Source organism: Pseudomonas costantinii, from assembly GCF_001870435.1.
Lineage (GTDB): Bacteria > Pseudomonadota > Gammaproteobacteria > Pseudomonadales > Pseudomonadaceae > Aquipseudomonas > Aquipseudomonas costantinii.
In genome coordinates, this window is record NZ_MDDR01000057.1 from 273,942 (window position 1) to 292,098 (window position 18,157).

Below are 18,157 nucleotides of genomic sequence, written 5' to 3' on the forward strand. Positions count from 1 at the left end.
GGAAGGCTCGAATGGCCTGCCATCGGTTTATGTCCCACAGACTAAGAGTCGATGGACTACCGCTCAATGACTGAAACTGACAAGTTATTGATCCAAATGCACAGCGCCCCTTGGCAAGCCAAGCCATGGGCCCTACCCTAGTCGGCGAACCCTATACACGGTCTGTTGTCTGTTGCCCCATGCGTAAACTTCTAGCGTTCACCGTCACCATGGCCCTGATTGCCGCCGTCGCCGCGTATCTGGTCTGGACCCAGGAGCGCCCCGTGGCGCATTACCTGTCCGACCTGCGCATCACCTTGGCCGTCAACGAAGGCGTGCCCGCCGATCGTGGCAATTTGCTGGGCATCCAGCCGGAGCTGTTCCCCGCCGACTACCAGAGCCTGGAACGCCTGCACCTGAAGCTTGCGGCTTACCTGCAAAAAGCCCGAGTTCAGGGCTTGATCAACAACAAGACCATCGTCGTGCTGCCGGAACATATCGGTACTTGGCTGATGCTCAGCGGCGAAAAAAACGAGCTGTACCAGGCCATCCATCTCAAGGACGCAATGAACTGGCTGTCGGCCAGCAACCCACTGTTGTTTGCGCGGGCGTGGATCAGCGCCACGGGCGACAACCGTATGGATGACGCTTACTTGCGCATGAAAGCCCCGGCGATGGCCCGCGACTATCAGGTGCTGTTCGGTGGTTTGGCCAAGGAATTTGGCGTCACCTTGGTAGCCGGCTCCATTGCCCTGCCCAACCCAAGCGTCAGCGAGGGGCAACTGCAGGTCGGCCATGGCGCGTTGTACAACGCCAGCCTGGTGTTCGATGCGAACGGCTTACCCGTGGGCCAACCGCAGCGCCAGCTCTATCCGATCTACGATGAGCGCGGTTTTATCGAACCGGGTGATGAAAACATCGTCAGCGTGGTCGACACCCCCGCCGGGCGCCTGGGTATCCTGATCGGCAGCGACAGCTGGTACCCGGACAACTACCGAAAACTCAATGAGCAAGGCGCGCAATTGGTCGCGGTGCCAGCATTTGTGACTGGCCGCGACACTTGGGATAGACCATGGCGCGGCTTCAAAAGCGTCTCGACGCCACCCGAAATCAGCCTCAAACCCGAAGAACTCAGTGAGGGCGAAGCCTGGCGCCGCCTCACCCTGATCAGTCAGCAGCCGATCAGCCAGGCAACCGCTGGCATGAGCGTGTTCCTGCGCGGGCAGTTCTGGGACTTGGGCACGGCCGGACACAGCTTCTTGAGCAGCAACGGGCAAATCTTTGCCGACCGCGACGCCCGTGGCGCGCGCCTGCTGAACATCTGGTTGTAACGCCTTGAAACCGGTGCGCCTAGGCGATCTGTCAGTGGGTTTCGTGCACACCCTGGCCGACGCTATTCAAAGCCACGGCCTGGACCCGCAACCGCTGCTGCTGCAATACGGCCTGGACCCGGCGCGCCTCGCCGAAGCTGGCGCACGCCTATCGATCCCGCGCTATATGCGCCTGGGCCATGCGGCCATCCAACTCACCGGCGACCCGAGCCTGGGCCTGCGCATGGGCCAACTCAGTCGCTTGAGCCAGGCGGGTCTTGCGGGTGTCACCGCCGCTCAAGCGCCCAACGTACGCGAAGCCGCCCGCACGTTGACCCGTTTCGAAGCGCTGTACGGTTCCAACTATCGCGGGCAGTCGAGCTTTCATGAGGATGCCGACGGCGCCTGGCTGCGTTTCTATTCGATCAGCCCGTACAACGCCTACAACCGTTTTGTAGTGGACTCGATCATCTCCGGCTGGCTGCACCAGTTGTCGAGCCTGGCCCAACACGCGGTGCAGGCGCAGCGCATCGACATTGAATTCGATACACCGGATTACAGCGAACACTACCGCGTGTTGGGTGATAGCCCGATTCACTTCGGCGCCGACGCCAATCAACTGCGCCTCAGCCAACAAACCCTGGCCATGCGCAATCCACAGCATTGCCCGAGCACCTGGCAACTGTTATTGCAGCTGTGTGAAAGGGAGTTGGAGCAGTTGACCCGCACCCGCAGCCTGCGCGAGCGCATTACCCGGTTGCTCGGGCCGATGCTCAATGGTGGCCGGGAACCCGACCTGGAAGAAGTGGCGGCACGCTTGAAGCTGCCGACCTGGACATTGCGCCGTAAACTGGCCGAAGAAGGCACTCAGTTCCGGGCGATTCTCAACGATACCCGCCGCGACTTGGCCATGACCTACATTCGCGATACGGAATTGGCGTTCGGCGAGATCGCCTACTTGCTCGGTTTTGCCTCAGCCCAAGCCTTTCAACGGGCGTTCAGGCGGTGGAACAACCAGACCCCAGGGGAGTTTCGCCGCAGTCAACGGCATTCCGCCTGAAGTCGGTCTTACAGCTCGGTTGCGTCATCAGCCGGATCCAGGGGATCCAATTCAAACGCGTGGTACTCCAGCAGTTCTTCCTGGTAATCGTCCATGGTGGACTCCTTCTCTGTTAAAAGCGGTTGCAGATAAATGACCTGCAAACCCAGCCTAAAGTGCCGTGATGACGAAAAAATGTCGGCGCCATGACGTTCCTGCACTTCAAGATTAAACGTAGCAGCGCTGTGCTGATTTAGCACTCGGGTTTTTAGATGCGATTGCAATCATTGCAATTGCAATCAAATAACAATTTCCATTAGGGTAGTGGCATTCGTAGCCAGGTGCCCCACCCCATGACCACCACTACCGCACACTCCGCGCAGCTTTGCATCGACGCATTGAGCACCACAGGACATACCAGCAGCTCGCCGCTGTACACGGTCATGACCATGGCCAATACCTTGGAATTCAGCCGACAGGCATGGGTGATTCGCGGCCAGTCACGCTCCCGGCGGGTGAAGGGTTGGCCCACTTGGTTTGCCCGCAACACCGGGGAAAAGCCAATGTTGTATCTGCACAGCGCAGCGTCATCGGCGCAGCTGTGCGCACTGTCAGGCGAGACCTCGCAACGGGGCATCCTGTGCAACGACATCGAAAATCAGCCTTCGCCTTGGCCCAAGGGAACCCAGCCTTCCCTGCCGATGTGGCTGGCAACCCATCCACGCTGCACGCCATATGACCCCGCCTCAGGGGAAGAGGCCCAGGCGATTGTGCTGGAGGGGTTGCGTACGCTGTATGTCGACGGCAAGCCAGGGTTTTATTACCTGGCGCTGCATGATCATGAAAACGCAATGCCGCTGAACACGCAGGATCGTGAGGATGCGCTCAAGGGCATGTACCCGATCCAGCGGGGTCACTCAGGCAATGTGCGCTTGCTCGGCGCAGGGCGGGCGTTTGAGGAAGTCGTGCAGGCCGCGAAATTGCTTGAACAGGATTGGAACGTCACGGCGCAACTGTGGAGTTGCCCCAGCTACACACGGTTGGCCCGCGAGGCAGCGTCGGCTGAGCGCTGGAACCGCCTGCACCCCACGGCGCCCAAACAAAGCTGCCATTTGCGTGATTGCCTGGCCGGGAATACGGCGCCGGTGATTGCCGTCACGGGTTATCCGCAGCCGATTGTCGATCAGTTGGCGGCCTATGTAGACGCGCGATTTGTCGCGCTGGGCGCGGGGTCTGTGCAGGCGTGCGCGCCCAATCGCTATTGGATTGTGGTGTCGGCGCTCAGAGCGTTAGCGGATGAGGGGCGTATTGATGCCGAGCGAGTCAAAGCCGCGATACGTCGGTATCACCTCAAATGAATTGGCCCCTCACGGTATCTCAGGTTTTGCGGCGGCTCCGGGTCTGCACACCCGCCTCCATCGCCAACCCCGCAGCGCGCTCCAGCGCATCGGCAAACATCTGGCGCTGCTCCGGCTCGATTTGCGACAGGAACAACTCATCGACCGTGCTTTCGTAAATTTTCCACATCTTTTTGCGCAACACCCGGCCGGCGTCGGTGATTGAGGCAAAGGCTGCGCGTCCGTCGCCATCAGAACGGGACCGCTCCACCAGGCCGTCCTTTTCCAGGCGGTCTACCAAGCGCGTCAAGTTGTAGCGCTCAATGGCCAGCACATCGGCCAACTCATGCATGCGACGGGTGCCATCGGGACCGCTTTCCAGGCCCCACAACGCGTCGTACCAGGCATACGGCGGCAGGTCTGCCTCGGCCAGCCGGCGTTCGATTTCACGGATGACCGTCCTGTGGGCCCTGACAAAACGGAACCATACATCAGGCTCTTTCGACGACATGCAACACCATCCGGGGAATTTCAAGAAGGTTGCAATAGTAGCTCATCCCGCGCTAGATTCAGGCATGTAGTTGCAATTGCAATTACATTGGCGATACTCCCACAAAGAGCTCGCCGCTTGAAATCCGCCTACCCTGGAGCCTCACATGACCCCGAAGAACGCAGTAAGACTGGACGACGATCCACAGGAAACCCGCGAGTGGCTGGAGTCCATCGAATCGGTGCTGTCCACCGAAGGCCGCCCACGTGCCCATTACCTGATTGATCAGTTGCTGGATTTCGACGTAGCGCGGCATGGCGACTTCTACGGGCGGGTGACCACCCCCTACATCAACACCATCCCGGTAGACCGCCAATTGCCCTACCCCGGCAACCTGGCTATCGAGCGTCGCACCAATGCGTTTATCCGCTGGAATGCCATGGCTATGGTGTTGCGCGCGGGTAAACACTCAGGCGTCGGTGGGCATATCGCGACCTACGCGTCAGCCGCCGTGCTGTACGACGTAGGCTTCGATCACTTCTTCCGTGGCCGAACCGATAGCTTTGACGGCGACCTGGTGTATATCCAGGGCCACTCCTCACCGGGTATCTATGGCCGCGCTTACCTCGAAGGCCGTATCAGCGAAGCGCAACTGGACAACTTTCGCCGCGAGGCCGGCGGTGAGGGTTTGTCCTCCTATCCTCACCCGCGTCTGATGCCGGACTTCTGGCAATTCCCCACCGTGTCCATGGGGCTCGGGCCGATCACTGCGGCGTATCAAGCGCGCTTTATGCGTTATTTGGAGTTTCGCAACCTCAAGCAGTACCAGGGCCGCAAGGTCTGGGCGTTCCTCGGTGATGGCGAAATGGACCAGCCGGAATCCCTGGCCGCCATATCCCTGGCGGGTCGCGAGAAACTCGACAACCTGATCTTCGTGGTCAACTGCAACCTGCAACGCCTGGACGGCCCAGTGCGGGGTAATGCCAAGGTAATCCAGGAATTCGAAAGCCTGTACCGCGCTGCCGGCTGGAATGTGATCAAGGTAATCTGGGGCGGTGGCTGGGATGCCCTGCTGGAAAAAGACAAAAGCGGCTTGCTGCGTCAACGCATGATGGAATGCGTAGACGGCGACTATCAGAACTACAAATCGCAAAACGGCGCCTATGTGCGCGAACACTTCTTCGGCAAATATCCCGAGTTGCTGGCGTTGGTTGCGGACATGTCCGACGACGATATCTGGAAACTCTCACGGGGCGGCCATGACCCGGACAAGGTCTACAACGCTTACGCCGCCGCCGTACGCCACAGTGGCCAACCGACGGTGATCCTGGCCAAGACCGTCAAGGGCTTTGGCATGGGCGAAGCCGGCGAAGGCCAGAACATCAACCACCAACTGAAGAAGATGGGCGCCGACGCCGTAAAAGCCTTTCGCGATCGCTTCGGTCTGGAAGTGGCCGACGACCAACTCGACGAAATCCCTTACCTCAAGCCGGCCGCCGACAGCGAGGAAGCCCGCTATTTCGCCGCACGTCGCCAAGCCTTGGGCGGTTACGTTCCCGCGCGCCACAGCGCGGTCGAGTCGCTGAAAATCCCCGACTTGAATGCATTTGTCACGCAACTGAAAGACACCGGCGACCGCGCCATCTCCACCACCATGGCCTTTGTGCGCATCCTCGGCACCCTGCTCAAAGACCCGCACCTGGGCAAGCTGATCGTGCCCATCGTGCCGGATGAGTCGCGGACCTTCGGCATGGAAAGCCTGTTCCGCCAGATCGGCATCCACTCCGCCGTCGGCCAGCTCTATACCCCACAGGATGCCGGGCAACTGAGCTACTACAAGGAAAGCAAAGACGGACAGATCATGCAGGAAGGCCTGAATGAGTCTGGCGCCATTTCCTCATGGATCGCAGCCAGTACGTCCTACAGCAACCACGGCCTGATGACCGTCCCGTTCTATATTTTCTACTCGATGTTCGGCTTCCAGCGCGTCGGTGACCTGGCCTGGGCGGCAGGTGATGCGCGAGCGCGTGGATTCCTGCTCGGCGCTACGTCCGGGCGCACCACGTTGATGGGTGAAGGCTTGCAGCATGACGATGGCCACAGCCATATCCTTTCATCGGTGATCCCATGCTGCGTCTCGTATGACCCGACCTTTGCCTACGAACTGGCGGTCATCATTCGTGAGGGCATGCGGCGCATGTATGTCGAGCAGGAGGACATCTACTACTACATCACCCTGCTCAACGAAAACTACCCGCACCCGGCGATGCCCGAAGGCGCAGAAAGTGGGATTCTCAAAGGCATGTACCGATTGAGCACCCACAAGCAGGCGCAGGTGCAATTGATGGGCAGTGGTTCAATCTTGCGGGAAGTGATTGCCGCCGCTGAATTGCTCAGCAGTGATTTCAACATACAAAGCGCTGTCTGGAGCGTGACCAGCCTTACCGAACTACGCCGCGACGGGCACGAGGTGGAACGCTGGAATCTGCTGCACCCGGAAAACGAGCCACGCTTGAGTTATGTGGAGCAATGCTTGGCCGGGCAGACGGGACCGGTGGTGGTAGCAACTGACTACATGAAGTTGTTTGCCGACCAGATTCGCCCATTCGTCTCGGGCCACCGCTTTGTGGCATTGGGCACGGATGGCTTCGGGCAATCGGATACCCGGGAAACCTTGCGTGAATTCTTTGAGGTGGACCGGCATTTCATCGTACTGGCAGCGTTAAAGGCGCTGGCGGATGAAGGGGTGATGGGTCGCGATAAAGTCAGTGAGGCTATCAGCCGCTACGGGATCAACGTCGACAAGGCGAACCCCGTAGCGGTCTGAGTTACTGTGCGGGCGTTGGCAGGGGCGGAATCGCCTCTGTCGGCGCCGGCAAAGCCGGATTAGTCGCGGCAGGTGCCGATACTGGCTCGACCTTAGGGGTAATCGGCGCCGCCTCAACTGGCGGTGCTACCGGTTCCGACACGGCGGCAGCCGCCGGCTCTACCTTCGGTGCTTCGACTTTCTCGGTCGCCGGAGCCACCTTGGGCTCCGGCACACCCAGCTCAGCCTTTGGCTGCTCGGGAATATGCGCAGCCTGCTTCACTTCCTGCGGCAGGAACACGTCCACCAGCGCAAAGTAACGCTCATAGAACTTCGGTGCCGAGACCGTCTCGCTCGCCACCTTCACCATCGAGTCATCGGTGGAACCAATCGGCATCGACACCGAGCCCAATACACCCACACCCAAGCTCGCCGAGTTGTTGACCTTCTTCAACGCATAACGGTCCTGCAAGGCGTTGGCAAACATCGTCGAGTGATTGTTGCCTTTGCCGTCATTGGCACACACCACGTTGAAGCTGATCTGCATGTGGGTTTCGCCGGTCTGCTGGAAGCTCTTGTTGCCCACCACCAGTTTCGGATCGCTGCTGGTAATGATGTAGCCCTGGCTCAACAACGCACGTCGCGCCGCTTCACACGCCGCTACATCACTGACCGGGTAATCACGGGAAAACGTACCGGAGTCGTCGAAATTCTCATGTTCATAAATAGCGGTCTTGGGTGACGAGCAGCCCGCGGCGCCCGCCAGCACCAGCGCCAGCCCGAAGCTGCGCAAGTGAAATGATGTCGACATTGAAAATCCTGAGGAAAACGGTCCGGGCGGTATTGTGCAACAGAACGAGGCCTTGGCGCGCGCATTCCGTTCGGTAAAACGTCACAGACCTATAGGACGGTGTCCGCAGGAAAAAGCTCGGCACACATATGGTCGATAAACACGCGCAGTTTGGCCGAGGCATGGCGACTTGATGGCCACAACATCCAGAAACTGCCGCGGTGTTCGAGATAGTCGTCCAGCACCCGTTGCAAACGCCCTTCACGCACCGCGTCACTGACCATGAAGTCCGGAAGGCAAGCGATGCCCAACCCTTCATGTACCACATGGTTGAGGGATTCAATCGTGGTGCTGACCAGCGGGGTGCGCAAAACCGGTTCTGCGGCGCCTGGCACGTGACGCAATGGCCAGGGCTCCAGCTTGCCGGTGGCGCAGAATTTATGGCGCAGGCAGGCGTGGCGGTTCAAGTCCTGGGGCTGTTGCGGGGTGCCGTATTGGGCGAAGTACTCGGGGGTGCCGACCAGAACCAACTGGTAATGCCCCAGATGACGCGCCATCAAGCGCGAATCTTCTGGCTTGCCGGTGCGAATCACCGCGTCGAAACCTTCTTCGATCACATCCACCATGCGGTCGGAAAAGTCCACATCCAGTTCGATATCCGGATAGGCACGCATGAAGTCGCTTAGCACCGGCATCAACAGGCCGCGCACTTGCGGCAGGCTGACGCGCAGCTTGCCCCGGGGCGCAGCGCTGGCCTCGGTCAGCTCCTGCTCGGCTGCCTCGACCTCGGCCAGAATGCGCCGCGAACGCTCAAGAAACAGCGCCCCTTCGCTGGTCAGGGTGATGCTGCGCGTACTGCGATGAAACAACCGGACGCCCAAGCGCTCTTCAGTACGTGCGATGCTTTTGCCCACGGCCGATGATGATACCCCCAGCATGCGGCCGGCAGCGGTAAAGCTACGGGTCTCCGCGACCTGCACGAACACCGAAAGACTGCCCAGACTGTCCATGGCCTTCCCCTTGAAGATTGCGGACGCCTGCGTCCGATAAGTTCGGAACCTTAGCCTGTTTTTCCGCCGTTCACAGCCCCCTACTCTGGCTCCTTGCCCTTTTGCATGGATACGGAACATGAACGACTGTCCTTCATTTGCCGATGCTACACCCACAACCCAACGCGATGCGCTGCCCCTCGCCGGCTTGCTGGCACTGGCTTCAGCGGGCTTTATTACCATCCTCACCGAGGCCATGCCCGCCGGGCTGCTGCCACAGATGAGCGACGGCCTCGGCGTTTCGCCAGCACTGGTCGGCCAGTTGGTAACCCTCTATGCCCTTGGATCATTGCTGGCGGCCATCCCGCTGACGCTGTGGACCCGTGGCTGGCGTCGACGCCCCTTACTGCTGGTGGCCATCGGCGGCTTTGCGTTGGTCAACAGCGTGACGGCGCTGTCCAGCCACTATGGGTTGACCCTGGTAGCGCGCTTCTTCGCCGGGGTGTTTGCCGGGCTACTCTGGGCGCTGCTGGCGGGGTATGCCAGCCGTATGGTTGCGCCACACCTGCAAGGTCGAGCGATTGCGGTGGCGATGCTGGGTGCTCCGCTGGCACTGTCCCTGGGTGTGCCGGCCGGCACCTTCCTCGGTACCGCCGTTGGCTGGCGCCTGAGCTTTGCGATCATGACCGGCCTGACACTGCTGCTACTGATTTGGGCGCGCTGGCAGCTCCCGGACTTCTCCGGCGAACGAGCGGACAAACGCTTGGGGCTCAACCAAGTGCTGAAGTTGCCAGGCATTCGTCCGGTGTTGTGGGTGACCTTTACCTACGTGCTGGCCCACAACATTCTCTACACCTACATCGCCCCGCTGCTGGAGCCGGCCGGGATTGTCGCCGATGTCGACCGCGTGCTGCTGGTATTCGGCCTTGCGGCTGTATTGAGCATCTGGCTGGCCGGCCTATTGATTGATCGGTGGTTACGTACTCTGCTCCTGATCAGTTGTGTGCTGTTTGGCCTGGTCGCCTTGGCGCTGGCATTCTGGATCGCTCTACCTGCGGTGATTTACATCACTGTCGCTTTATGGGGATTGGCGTTCGGCGGCCTGCCGGCGTTGCTGCAAACGGCGCTGGCAAAATCGGCGGGGGCATCGGCGGATGCCGCGCAGTCGATGCTGGTCACCGTATGGAACCTGGGGATCGCGGGCGGCGGGTTGGCGGGCGGCGTATTGCTTCAGGGCTGGGGGGTCGCAGCGTTTCCATGGGCGGTAGTTGTGCTGATGGTACTGGCTTTGGCCGGCTGCCCCAGCCGGCGGCCCAATAACTGACCCGGCCAACCTTCGACGTCGAAGGTGGCGATTCGCGCATACCCACAAGACTCATAAAAACCTACCAGAGCGCCAGTCCCACCGCCGTAACAGTCCACACGCAAGCGCTTCACCCCCATAGCGCGGGCGCGGTCATCGGCAAAGGCCAGCAGACGCCGACCCACACCGCGCACGCCGTCATCACGTGCAGCGATCAACAAACGCACATACACCTCAGGCTCCGTCGCGGGGGGCACATACGGCATGGGTTCGCCCAACACGAGTGCGGCTCGGATACGCCCTCCCGGGGCCTCTACGACCCAAGCGTCGGGCATCGCACAGGCTTCAGCTATCCGCGCAACCCGCTCGGCCGAAGCCGACCACGGTTCAGTGCCCCATTGGCCTTGATTGCCTATGCTGACAAACCAGGCAATCACATCATCAAACACCTGCAGAACGGCCGGGGCATCTGCGGCACTCGCGCGGCGGATTACCCAGTCATCTATTCCTTGAGTCAACACGCTTGAAACTCCTTCGTCAGCGTCACCGACCGCTACCAGACGGCCTGTTTGTTTCCAAGTGCCCCACTCACTTACACACCTGGTTGAGCAATGTTGCAGATAGATAAAGCCCGCCGCCAAAGATGCCATGCGCCAGCAAGCTACGCAGGCGATTTCTCCATGGGGTGGGCGTGCGAGAGGCTGCAATGCCTGCACCCATTGCCGGCTGCATCACAAAGTAGGGGAAAACCACCGTTACTGTGCCCACGATCACGGCAGGTAACCACTCAGGATCATGCAACCACTTCACACCATAGACGCCTACCAGCAAAGCCGCGAACACGATGCCGACCGCATAATGAATCGCCCATCCCAGTGATCGTTCGCTACGCACCGGCGCAGCCTTGCCGATACTGGCATGGGCAAACTGCCCTCGACAAAGGTGGCCCGCCCATCGACCCACCATCGCATAGTCAAGTGTGGGAATGCCCAGGCGCTTCAGAATCACTGACCACAGGTCCATCACGGCTGTGGCGCCGACCCCGATCAATACCAGCCTTACCCACTCGTCCATCGATAACATTACCTGCCCTCCCATTGATGAGTTTCCAGTTCACAGGCAGGATAGAAGTTGAAGTTAACTTCAAGTCAAGCGGTGCATTATGGATATTTCAGAAGTTGCCCGGCATACGGGACTGCCCTCCTCCACGCTGCGATTTTATGAAAAGACGGGATTGATCAAGGCGACCAGTTGCGCAGGCCAGCGGCGGCACTTTGCACCCAATGTGCTCGATCAGCTGGCGCTGATTGCGCTCGGCCAGGCCGGCGGCCTCTCACTGGACGAGATCCGCATCATGCTCCCGTCCGAAGGCACCCTGCAGATCGACAGAAAGGTATTGCTGGACAAGGCCGAGCACATCGACGCGACTATCAAACGCCTGAAAGCGATGAGCCAGGGCCTGCGTCATGCCGCAGCATGCCCCGCCGCTAATCATGCGCAATGCCCGACTTTTCAGCGGCTGCTCAAGGCGGCGGCAGGCAAGTTGAAAAAGAGCCGGACGACCGCGCGAAATCAACGGGCATCATCCATAGATAGGCCGCTTTAGCGGGCGCAAAAAAAAGCCCCCGATCCTTTCAGACCGGGGGCTCTCTATTCAAACCGACATCAGAACTTCTTGATGTCAGCCTTGGTTTCCAACTGCTTGCGGTACGCAGCAAAGTCTTGCTGGCCAATACGAGAAGCAAGGAAGCGGCGGTATTGCGCCTTTTCTTCGTCCGTCGGAGCAGCCGCTTCGTTGACGCCGTTCAAGCGCACGATCACCAGGCTACCGTCAGCCAGGGTCACGGTGGTGAAGGTCGGCTTGTCCTTGCTCGCAGGCTTAGGCATGCGGAACAGAGCTTGCAGCACGGCCGGGTCAATCGCTTCCTGGCTACGGGTAGCCGCTGCGGTGACTTTCCAGGCCTGACCGTCGACCGGCTGGTTCAGCGCAGTCTTGCCATCACGCAGGCTGGCGATCAACTCGTCAGCATGAGCCTTGGCAGCAGCGCTGGCGCGCTCCTTGGTCATCTGAGCACGAATCGCCGTTGCAACGCTTTCCAGCGGCAGTTGCGTAGGCTTCAAGTGCTCTTTGGCACGCAGCACGATGATGGTTTCCGGGTCCAGCTCGATGGCGGTGCTGTTGGCACCCTCATCCAGTACTTCCGGGCTGAACGCAGCAGTCACCACGGCACGGTTGGCTGCAACGCCTTCGCCACCTTCACGGCCAAATGGCGCGGAGGTGTGTACCGTCAGCTTCAAGTCAGACGCCGGCTGAGCCAGGTCGGAAGCTTCGAATGCCGCATCTTCCAATTGCTTGGTCGCTTCGACAAAACGCTGCTCAACCTGCTGGGTCTTGAGTTCGCGGGTCAGCTTGTCTTTCAAGCTGGCAAACGATGGCACTTGTGGTGCTTCAACGCCCAACAGCTTGATCAGGTGCCAACCGAAGCTGGTGCGCACCGGTGCCGAGACCTGGTCCTTGTTCAACGCGTACAAGGCAGTTTCAAAGTCCGGATCGTAGACGCCAGGGCCAGCAAAACCGAGGTCACCGCCATTGTTGGCCGAACCTGGATCCTGGGAGAACTCCTTGGCCAGGGCTTCGAACTTCTCACCCTTGGCCAGGCGTGCCTGGATTTCTTCGATCTTGGCCTTGGCTTGCGCCTCGGTGACCTTGTCGTTGACTTCAATCAGGATATGCGCGGCACGACGCTGTTCAGCGAGGTTGGCGGTTTCTTTCTGATAGGCCGCTTGCAGTTCATCGTCCTTGACGGTGACCTGGTCGAAGAAGGAAGACTTCTTCAGTTCCAGATAGTCGACAACCACCTGATCCGGGGTCATGAACTCTTTGGCGTGCTGATCGTAGTAAGCCTTGACCTCGTCGTCGGTGAGCTTCACCGCCGCAGGGTTGGCCTTGATATTCACGGTGGCGAAATCACGCGTCTGTTTTTCCAGGCGGGCGAATGCCAGCACCTCGGCGTCGGTCACAAAACCACTGCCGGCGATACCTGCGCGAACTTGGCCGATCAGCATTTCCTGCGTCAGCATCTGACGGAATTGCATACGGCTGTAGCCCAATTGACGAATCACCTGGTCAAAGCGTTCGGCATTGAACTTGCCGTCCACCTGGAATTCAGGAGTCTGCAGGATCACTTGATCCAGAGCAGCTTCGGAGAAACCGAACTTGGAATCCGCAGCGCCTTGCAGCAACAGCTTGCGATCGATCAACCCCTTGAGGGCTGCATCACGCAGCAGTTTTTCGTCCAGCAGGGAAGCATCGAAATCCTTGCCCAGCTGTTGCATCAGCTGGCGACGTTGCATGTCGACGGCCTGGCTCAATTCGGTTTGAGTGATCTCTTCACCGTTGACCTTGGCCACGTCCTGCTTGTTGTTGGTCGAAGCCTGGAAAATGGCCTCGATACCGGTGAACGCCATCAATGCGACGATGATCCCGATAATGGTCTTGGCAATCCAGCCTTGTGAATTGTCCCTGATATTTTGCAGCATGCGTCCCCCAGAAACGGTTGAACTTCAAAAATTAGGCAACCGTGGAGCGTGGGTAGAATCCGGATAGAAGAAAGGCGCATCCGAGGATGCGCCTTCTCGTAGCTGGCGGAGCGGACGGGGGTTTGAACCTACACCCCCGGCGTGGCGACCCGATGGATACTTGGGTCAATTGCCGCTCCGCTGCCAGGTCAGACCTGCGTCCAACCCGGATGGATAAGGCTTGAGCGAAGCTTAGTTAACGGCTTCTTTCAGAGCTTTACCGGCTTTGAAACCTGGTTTCTTGGCAGCAGCGATTTGCAGTGCTTTGCCAGTCTGTGGGTTACGGCCAGTGCGAGCTGGACGGTCAGTCACAGAGAAAGTACCGAAGCCTACCAATACCACGGAGTCGCCGGCCTTCAGAGCGCCAGTGACGGATTCGATTACTGCATCCAGCGCACGGCCAGCAGCAGCTTTCGGGATATCAGCGGATGCGGCGATAGCATCAATCAGTTCCGACTTGTTCACTCTAAGTCCCCTTATATATCTATTGAGTATGATTCTAAGTTTTTTGGTAAAAGCAAAAACCAGTGCTGAATGGCCTACAGACACTTAAGAGCCGCTTTATAACAAGGGCTCTAAAAAGCTGTCAAGGAAGCCCCCAGGCTTAATCGCATTAATGCGTGCTAATTCTTTCCTTGGAATCAGACTCACGTTTTTCGTCCTTCGAGACTATCTCCGGAGCCACATCCGGCAAGGGCTCCGGCGCGTATTGCAGCGCAATTTGCAGGACCTCGTCAATCCATTTAACGGGTTTAATCTGAAGATCTTGCTTGATGTTGTCAGGAATTTCCTTCAAGTCGCGAACATTCTCTTCAGGAATGATCACGGTCTTGATACCACCCCGGTGTGCAGCGAGCAATTTCTCTTTCAGGCCACCGATGGCCAATACCTGACCACGCAGGGTAATTTCCCCAGTCATTGCCACATCGGCTCGCACAGGAATGCCGGTCAATGCCGACACCAGGGCCGTGCACATGCCTACACCCGCGCTAGGGCCGTCCTTCGGCGTAGCCCCTTCCGGCATATGGATGTGGATGTCGTGCTTCTCGTGGAAGTCCAGGGGGATCCCCAGGCTCTTGGCGCGGCTGCGCACCACGGTCTGCGCGGCAGTGATGGATTCGACCATCACATCACCGAGGGAACCGGTCTTGATCAACTGACCTTTGCCCGGAATGACTGCGGCTTCGATGGTCAGCAATTCGCCACCCACCTGGGTCCACGCCAGGCCAGTCACTTGCCCTACCTGGTCCTGCTGTTCAGCCAGGCCGTAACTGAATTTACGTACGCCCAGGAAGTGCTCCAGGGAGTCAGCCGTCACCTTGACCGAGAAGCGTTTTTCCAGCGCATGCTCCTTGACCGCCTTGCGGCAAATCTTCGCGATCTGGCGCTCAAGCCCCCGTACACCAGCCTCGCGGGTGTAGTAACGAACGATGTCACGGATCGTCTCGACCTCAAATTCGATCTCGCCCTTTTTCAGGCCATTAGCCGAAATTTGCTTGGGCGCGAGGTATTTGACGGCGATGTTGATCTTCTCGTCTTCGGTGTAACCCGGCAGACGAATCACCTCCATCCGGTCCAGCAAAGCTGGAGGAATGTTCATGGAGTTGGAGGTGCACAGGAACATTACGTCGGACAGGTCGTAGTCGACTTCCAGGTAATGGTCGTTGAAGTTGTGGTTCTGCTCGGGGTCGAGCACTTCGAGCAAGGCCGATGCCGGATCGCCGCGCATGTCGCTGCCCATTTTGTCGATTTCATCGAGCAGGAACAGCGGGTTGCGCACCCCCACCTTTGTCATCTTTTGAATCAATCTTCCTGGCATCGAACCGATGTACGTCCGGCGATGACCACGAATTTCCGCCTCATCACGCACACCACCGAGGGCCATGCGCACGAATTTGCGGTTGGTGGCGTTGGCGATGGATTCGGCGAGGGAGGTTTTACCCACACCCGGAGGACCGACCAGGCACAACACGGGACCACGAATTTTCTTCACGCGTTTTTGCACGGCGAGGTATTCGAGGATGCGCTCTTTGACTTCTTCGAGGCCGTAGTGGTCAGCGTCAAGAATGTCTTCGGCGCGCGCCAGGTCCAGACGTACTTTTGTCTGGGCCTTCCACGGCACCTGCACCAGCCAATCAATGTAAGAACGAACCACAGTGGCTTCGGCCGACATTGGTGACATTTGCTTGAGCTTGTTCAGCTCCGCAGTGGCTTTGGTCAGGGCGTCTTTCGGCAGGCCGGCCGCATCGATACGCTTTTTCAGCTCTTCGATTTCGTTATGGCCTTCCTCGCTGTCGCCGAGCTCTTTCTGAATGGCCTTCATCTGCTCATTCAGGTAGTACTCGCGCTGGCTGCGCTCCATTTGTTTCTTCACACGACCACGGATGCGCTTCTCAACCTGTAACAGGTCGATCTCGCCATCCAGCAGCGCCAGCACGTGTTCAACACGGGCCGACAGGTCGATGATTTCGAGAATATCTTGCTTCTGCTCGATTTTCAGCGCCATGTGCGCAGCCATGGTATCGACCAGGCGGCTTGGCTCATCAATGCTGTTGAGGGAAGACAGGACTTCAGCCGGGACTTTCTTGCCCAGCTGCACATACTGCTCGAACTGCGAGAGCAGACTGCGCACAAACACTTCAGACTCGCGCTCAGGGGCTTCGACTTCGTCGATCAGCGACACTTCGGCGCGCAGGTGGCCGTCCACCTCCATGAAACGCTCCACCGCGCCACGCTGTTCGCCTTCCACCAGCACCTTGACGGTGCCGTCGGGCAGCTTGAGCAATTGCAGGACAGTGGCAATGGTGCCGACGCGATACAGGGCCTCTTCGCCCGGATCATCATCAGCAGGATTCTTCTGGGCCAACAGCAGGATCTGCTTGTCGCCCGTCATCGCGGCCTCGAGGGCTTCGATAGACTTCTCGCGCCCCACAAACAGCGGGATAACCATGTGCGGATAGACGACGACATCACGCAACGGCAGGAGAGGCAATTCGATGGTTGTCTTCATGATTTCGCCTCTATGACAGTTGAAAAGTAAGCTTGAAACCAAGATGGGGGCTGCATGCAAAAAAAACAAGCTCAATGCCAGCAGTTAAACGCATGAATAAACGCGATTTTAAAAGTAGCCTTAAAAAATAAGGGGCCCCGAAAGGCCCCTTGCTTGTACTGCAACTGCAAAACACTTACGCGTCTGGCGCAGCCTTGGCAGCCGGCTCACTGTTTTCGTAGATATACAGTGGCTTGGACTTACCTTCTATAACGCTTTCGTCGATCACCACTTTACTCACCTCGGACTGCGAGGGGATTTCGTACATGGTGTCGAGCAACACGCCTTCGAGGATCGAACGCAAACCACGTGCACCGGTTTTGCGCTCCAGTGCCCGCTTGGCCACCGATTTGAGAGCGTCGGTACGGAACTCGAGGTCTACACCTTCCATCTCGAACAACTTGGCGTATTGCTTGGTCAGGGCGTTTTTCGGCTCGGTGAGGATCTGAATCAACGCAGCCTCATCCAGCTCGTCCAACGTGGCCAGGACCGGCAGACGGCCAACGAACTCCGGGATCAGACCGAACTTGACCAAGTCGTCAGGTTCGACTTCACGCAGGGACTCGCCCACCTTCTTGCCTTCTTCCTTGCTGCGCACTTCTGCACCGAAACCGATACCGCCACGGGTAGAACGCTGCTGAATAACTTTTTCCAGCCCGGAGAACGCACCGCCACAGATAAACAGGATGTTGCGCGTATCAACCTGAAGGAATTCCTGCTGTGGATGCTTGCGGCCACCTTGTGGCGGTACGGAAGCAACCGTGCCTTCGATCAGTTTCAACAAAGCTTGCTGCACGCCTTCACCAGAAACGTCTCGGGTGATCGACGGGTTGTCGGATTTGCGAGAAATCTTGTCGATTTCATCGATATAGACAATACCCATCTGGGCTTTCTCTACGTCGTAGTCGCACTTCTGCAGCAATTTCTGAATGATGTTCTCGACGTCTTCACCCACATAGCCAGCCTCGGTGAGGGTGGTGGCGTCGGCGATAGTGAACGGAACGTTCAGCAGACGAGCGAGGGTTTCTGCAAGCAAGGTTTTACCCGAGCCTGTAGGACCGATCAGCAAGATGTTGCTCTTGCCGAGTTCGACTTCGTCGCCTTTCTTGTCACGCTGGTTCAGACGCTTGTAGTGGTTGTACACCGCTACGGCCAGAACCTTTTTTGCACGCTCTTGACCAATCACATACTGATCAAGGATGCCGCTGATTTCTTTAGGCGAAGGCAATTTATGCGCGCTGCTCTCGGCCTGGGCTTCCTGCACCTCCTCACGGATGATGTCATTGCACAGGTCGACGCACTCGTCACAGATAAACACCGAGGGGCCGGCAATCAATTTACGTACTTCATGCTGGCTTTTGCCGCAGAAGGAGCAATAGAGCAGCTTGCCGTTGTCCTCGCCGTTGCGGGTGTCAGTCATTCGTTCGATCCAAATCCGATAGGCTTGCAACACAAGATGAAGGCTTATGCGGGCTTTTTCAAGCCC

General features: G+C 58.5%; 15 protein-coding genes. 6 read left to right on the forward strand and 9 right to left on the reverse strand.

The genetic code is table 11. The annotated features are described in order from the left end of the window. Nucleotides 1–179: 179 nt before the first annotated feature. The 3 genes from BFL40_RS28950 (at nt 180) to BFL40_RS28960 (ending at nt 3,686) form a co-directional block, all read left to right on the forward strand. Nucleotides 180–1,310, forward strand: coding sequence for a carbon-nitrogen hydrolase family protein (locus BFL40_RS28950; RefSeq protein ID WP_071487143.1), 1,131 nt, complete (start codon nt 180–182; stop codon nt 1,308–1,310). Between the two features lie 4 nt (nt 1,311–1,314). After that, entirely contained in the window at nt 1,315–2,349 is a 1,035-nt protein-coding gene (locus BFL40_RS28955; RefSeq protein ID WP_071487144.1) for an AraC family transcriptional regulator, read from the forward strand. Between the two features lie 332 nt (nt 2,350–2,681). Continuing rightward, nucleotides 2,682–3,686 (forward strand): transketolase-like TK C-terminal-containing protein, encoded by a 1,005-nt coding sequence (locus BFL40_RS28960; protein ID WP_071487145.1) that lies wholly within the window; start codon nt 2,682–2,684, stop codon nt 3,684–3,686. A gap of 19 nt (nt 3,687–3,705) precedes the next feature. Here BFL40_RS28960 and BFL40_RS28965 read toward each other — a convergent pair whose 3' ends face one another. Then, nucleotides 3,706–4,176: a MarR family winged helix-turn-helix transcriptional regulator gene (locus BFL40_RS28965; protein ID WP_071487146.1), complete on the reverse strand. Its 471-nt coding sequence runs from the start codon at nt 4,174–4,176 to the stop codon at nt 3,706–3,708. 145 nt (nt 4,177–4,321) lie between these two features. Here BFL40_RS28965 and aceE point away from each other — a divergent pair, with 145 nt between their 5' ends. Continuing rightward, complete coding sequence (aceE, locus tag BFL40_RS28970; RefSeq protein ID WP_071487147.1) at nt 4,322–6,982, forward strand: pyruvate dehydrogenase (acetyl-transferring), homodimeric type; 2,661 nt, start codon at nt 4,322–4,324, stop codon at nt 6,980–6,982. Between the two features lies 1 nt (nt 6,983). Here the strand turns inward: aceE and BFL40_RS28975 are convergent, their stop codons facing one another. Together BFL40_RS28975 and BFL40_RS28980 are read right to left on the reverse strand one after the other, a co-directional pair. Then, on the reverse strand, nt 6,984–7,772 hold the full coding sequence (locus BFL40_RS28975) for a DUF2242 domain-containing protein (RefSeq protein WP_071487148.1): 789 nt from the start codon (nt 7,770–7,772) through the stop codon (nt 6,984–6,986). 89 nt (nt 7,773–7,861) lie between these two features. After that, entirely contained in the window at nt 7,862–8,761 is a 900-nt protein-coding gene (locus tag BFL40_RS28980) for a LysR family transcriptional regulator (protein ID WP_071487149.1), read from the reverse strand. Nucleotides 8,762–8,879: 118 nt separating this feature from the next. Here BFL40_RS28980 and BFL40_RS28985 point away from each other — a divergent pair, with 118 nt between their 5' ends. Further along, nucleotides 8,880–10,064: an MFS transporter gene (locus BFL40_RS28985; RefSeq protein ID WP_071487150.1), complete on the forward strand. Its 1,185-nt coding sequence runs from the start codon at nt 8,880–8,882 to the stop codon at nt 10,062–10,064. Here the strand turns inward: BFL40_RS28985 and BFL40_RS33410 are convergent. Beyond that, complete coding sequence (locus BFL40_RS33410; RefSeq protein WP_235864682.1) at nt 9,971–10,564, reverse strand: GNAT family N-acetyltransferase; 594 nt, start codon at nt 10,562–10,564, stop codon at nt 9,971–9,973. The two genes, BFL40_RS28985 and BFL40_RS33410, sit on opposite strands and share 94 nt — an antisense overlap. A gap of 67 nt (nt 10,565–10,631) precedes the next feature. Beyond that, nucleotides 10,632–11,126, reverse strand: a complete 495-nt coding sequence (locus BFL40_RS28990; RefSeq protein WP_071487240.1) for a DUF2938 domain-containing protein — start codon at nt 11,124–11,126, stop codon at nt 10,632–10,634. 79 nt (nt 11,127–11,205) lie between these two features. Here BFL40_RS28990 and BFL40_RS28995 point away from each other — a divergent pair, with 79 nt between their 5' ends. Further along, nucleotides 11,206–11,649 (forward strand): MerR family transcriptional regulator, encoded by a 444-nt coding sequence (locus BFL40_RS28995; RefSeq protein ID WP_071487151.1) that lies wholly within the window; start codon nt 11,206–11,208, stop codon nt 11,647–11,649. Nucleotides 11,650–11,708: 59 nt separating this feature from the next. Here the strand turns inward: BFL40_RS28995 and BFL40_RS29000 are convergent, their stop codons facing one another. From BFL40_RS29000 to clpX, 4 genes are all read right to left on the reverse strand, one after another. Continuing rightward, a complete protein-coding gene (locus BFL40_RS29000) occupies nt 11,709–13,583 on the reverse strand; it encodes a SurA N-terminal domain-containing protein (protein ID WP_071487152.1) in 1,875 nt (624 codons plus the stop codon). 231 nt (nt 13,584–13,814) lie between these two features. Then, nucleotides 13,815–14,102, reverse strand: a complete 288-nt coding sequence (locus BFL40_RS29005; RefSeq protein ID WP_221034285.1) for an HU family DNA-binding protein — start codon at nt 14,100–14,102, stop codon at nt 13,815–13,817. 133 nt (nt 14,103–14,235) lie between these two features. Continuing rightward, nucleotides 14,236–16,632, reverse strand: a complete 2,397-nt coding sequence (gene lon / locus BFL40_RS29010; protein ID WP_071487153.1) for an endopeptidase La — start codon at nt 16,630–16,632, stop codon at nt 14,236–14,238. A 175-nt stretch (nt 16,633–16,807) separates the two neighbouring features. After that, nucleotides 16,808–18,091 carry an ATP-dependent Clp protease ATP-binding subunit ClpX gene (clpX, locus tag BFL40_RS29015; protein ID WP_017136464.1) on the reverse strand — a complete coding sequence of 428 codons (1,284 nt, stop codon included), beginning with the start codon at nt 18,089–18,091 and terminating at the stop codon, nt 16,808–16,810. Nucleotides 18,092–18,157: the final 66 nt, after the last annotated feature.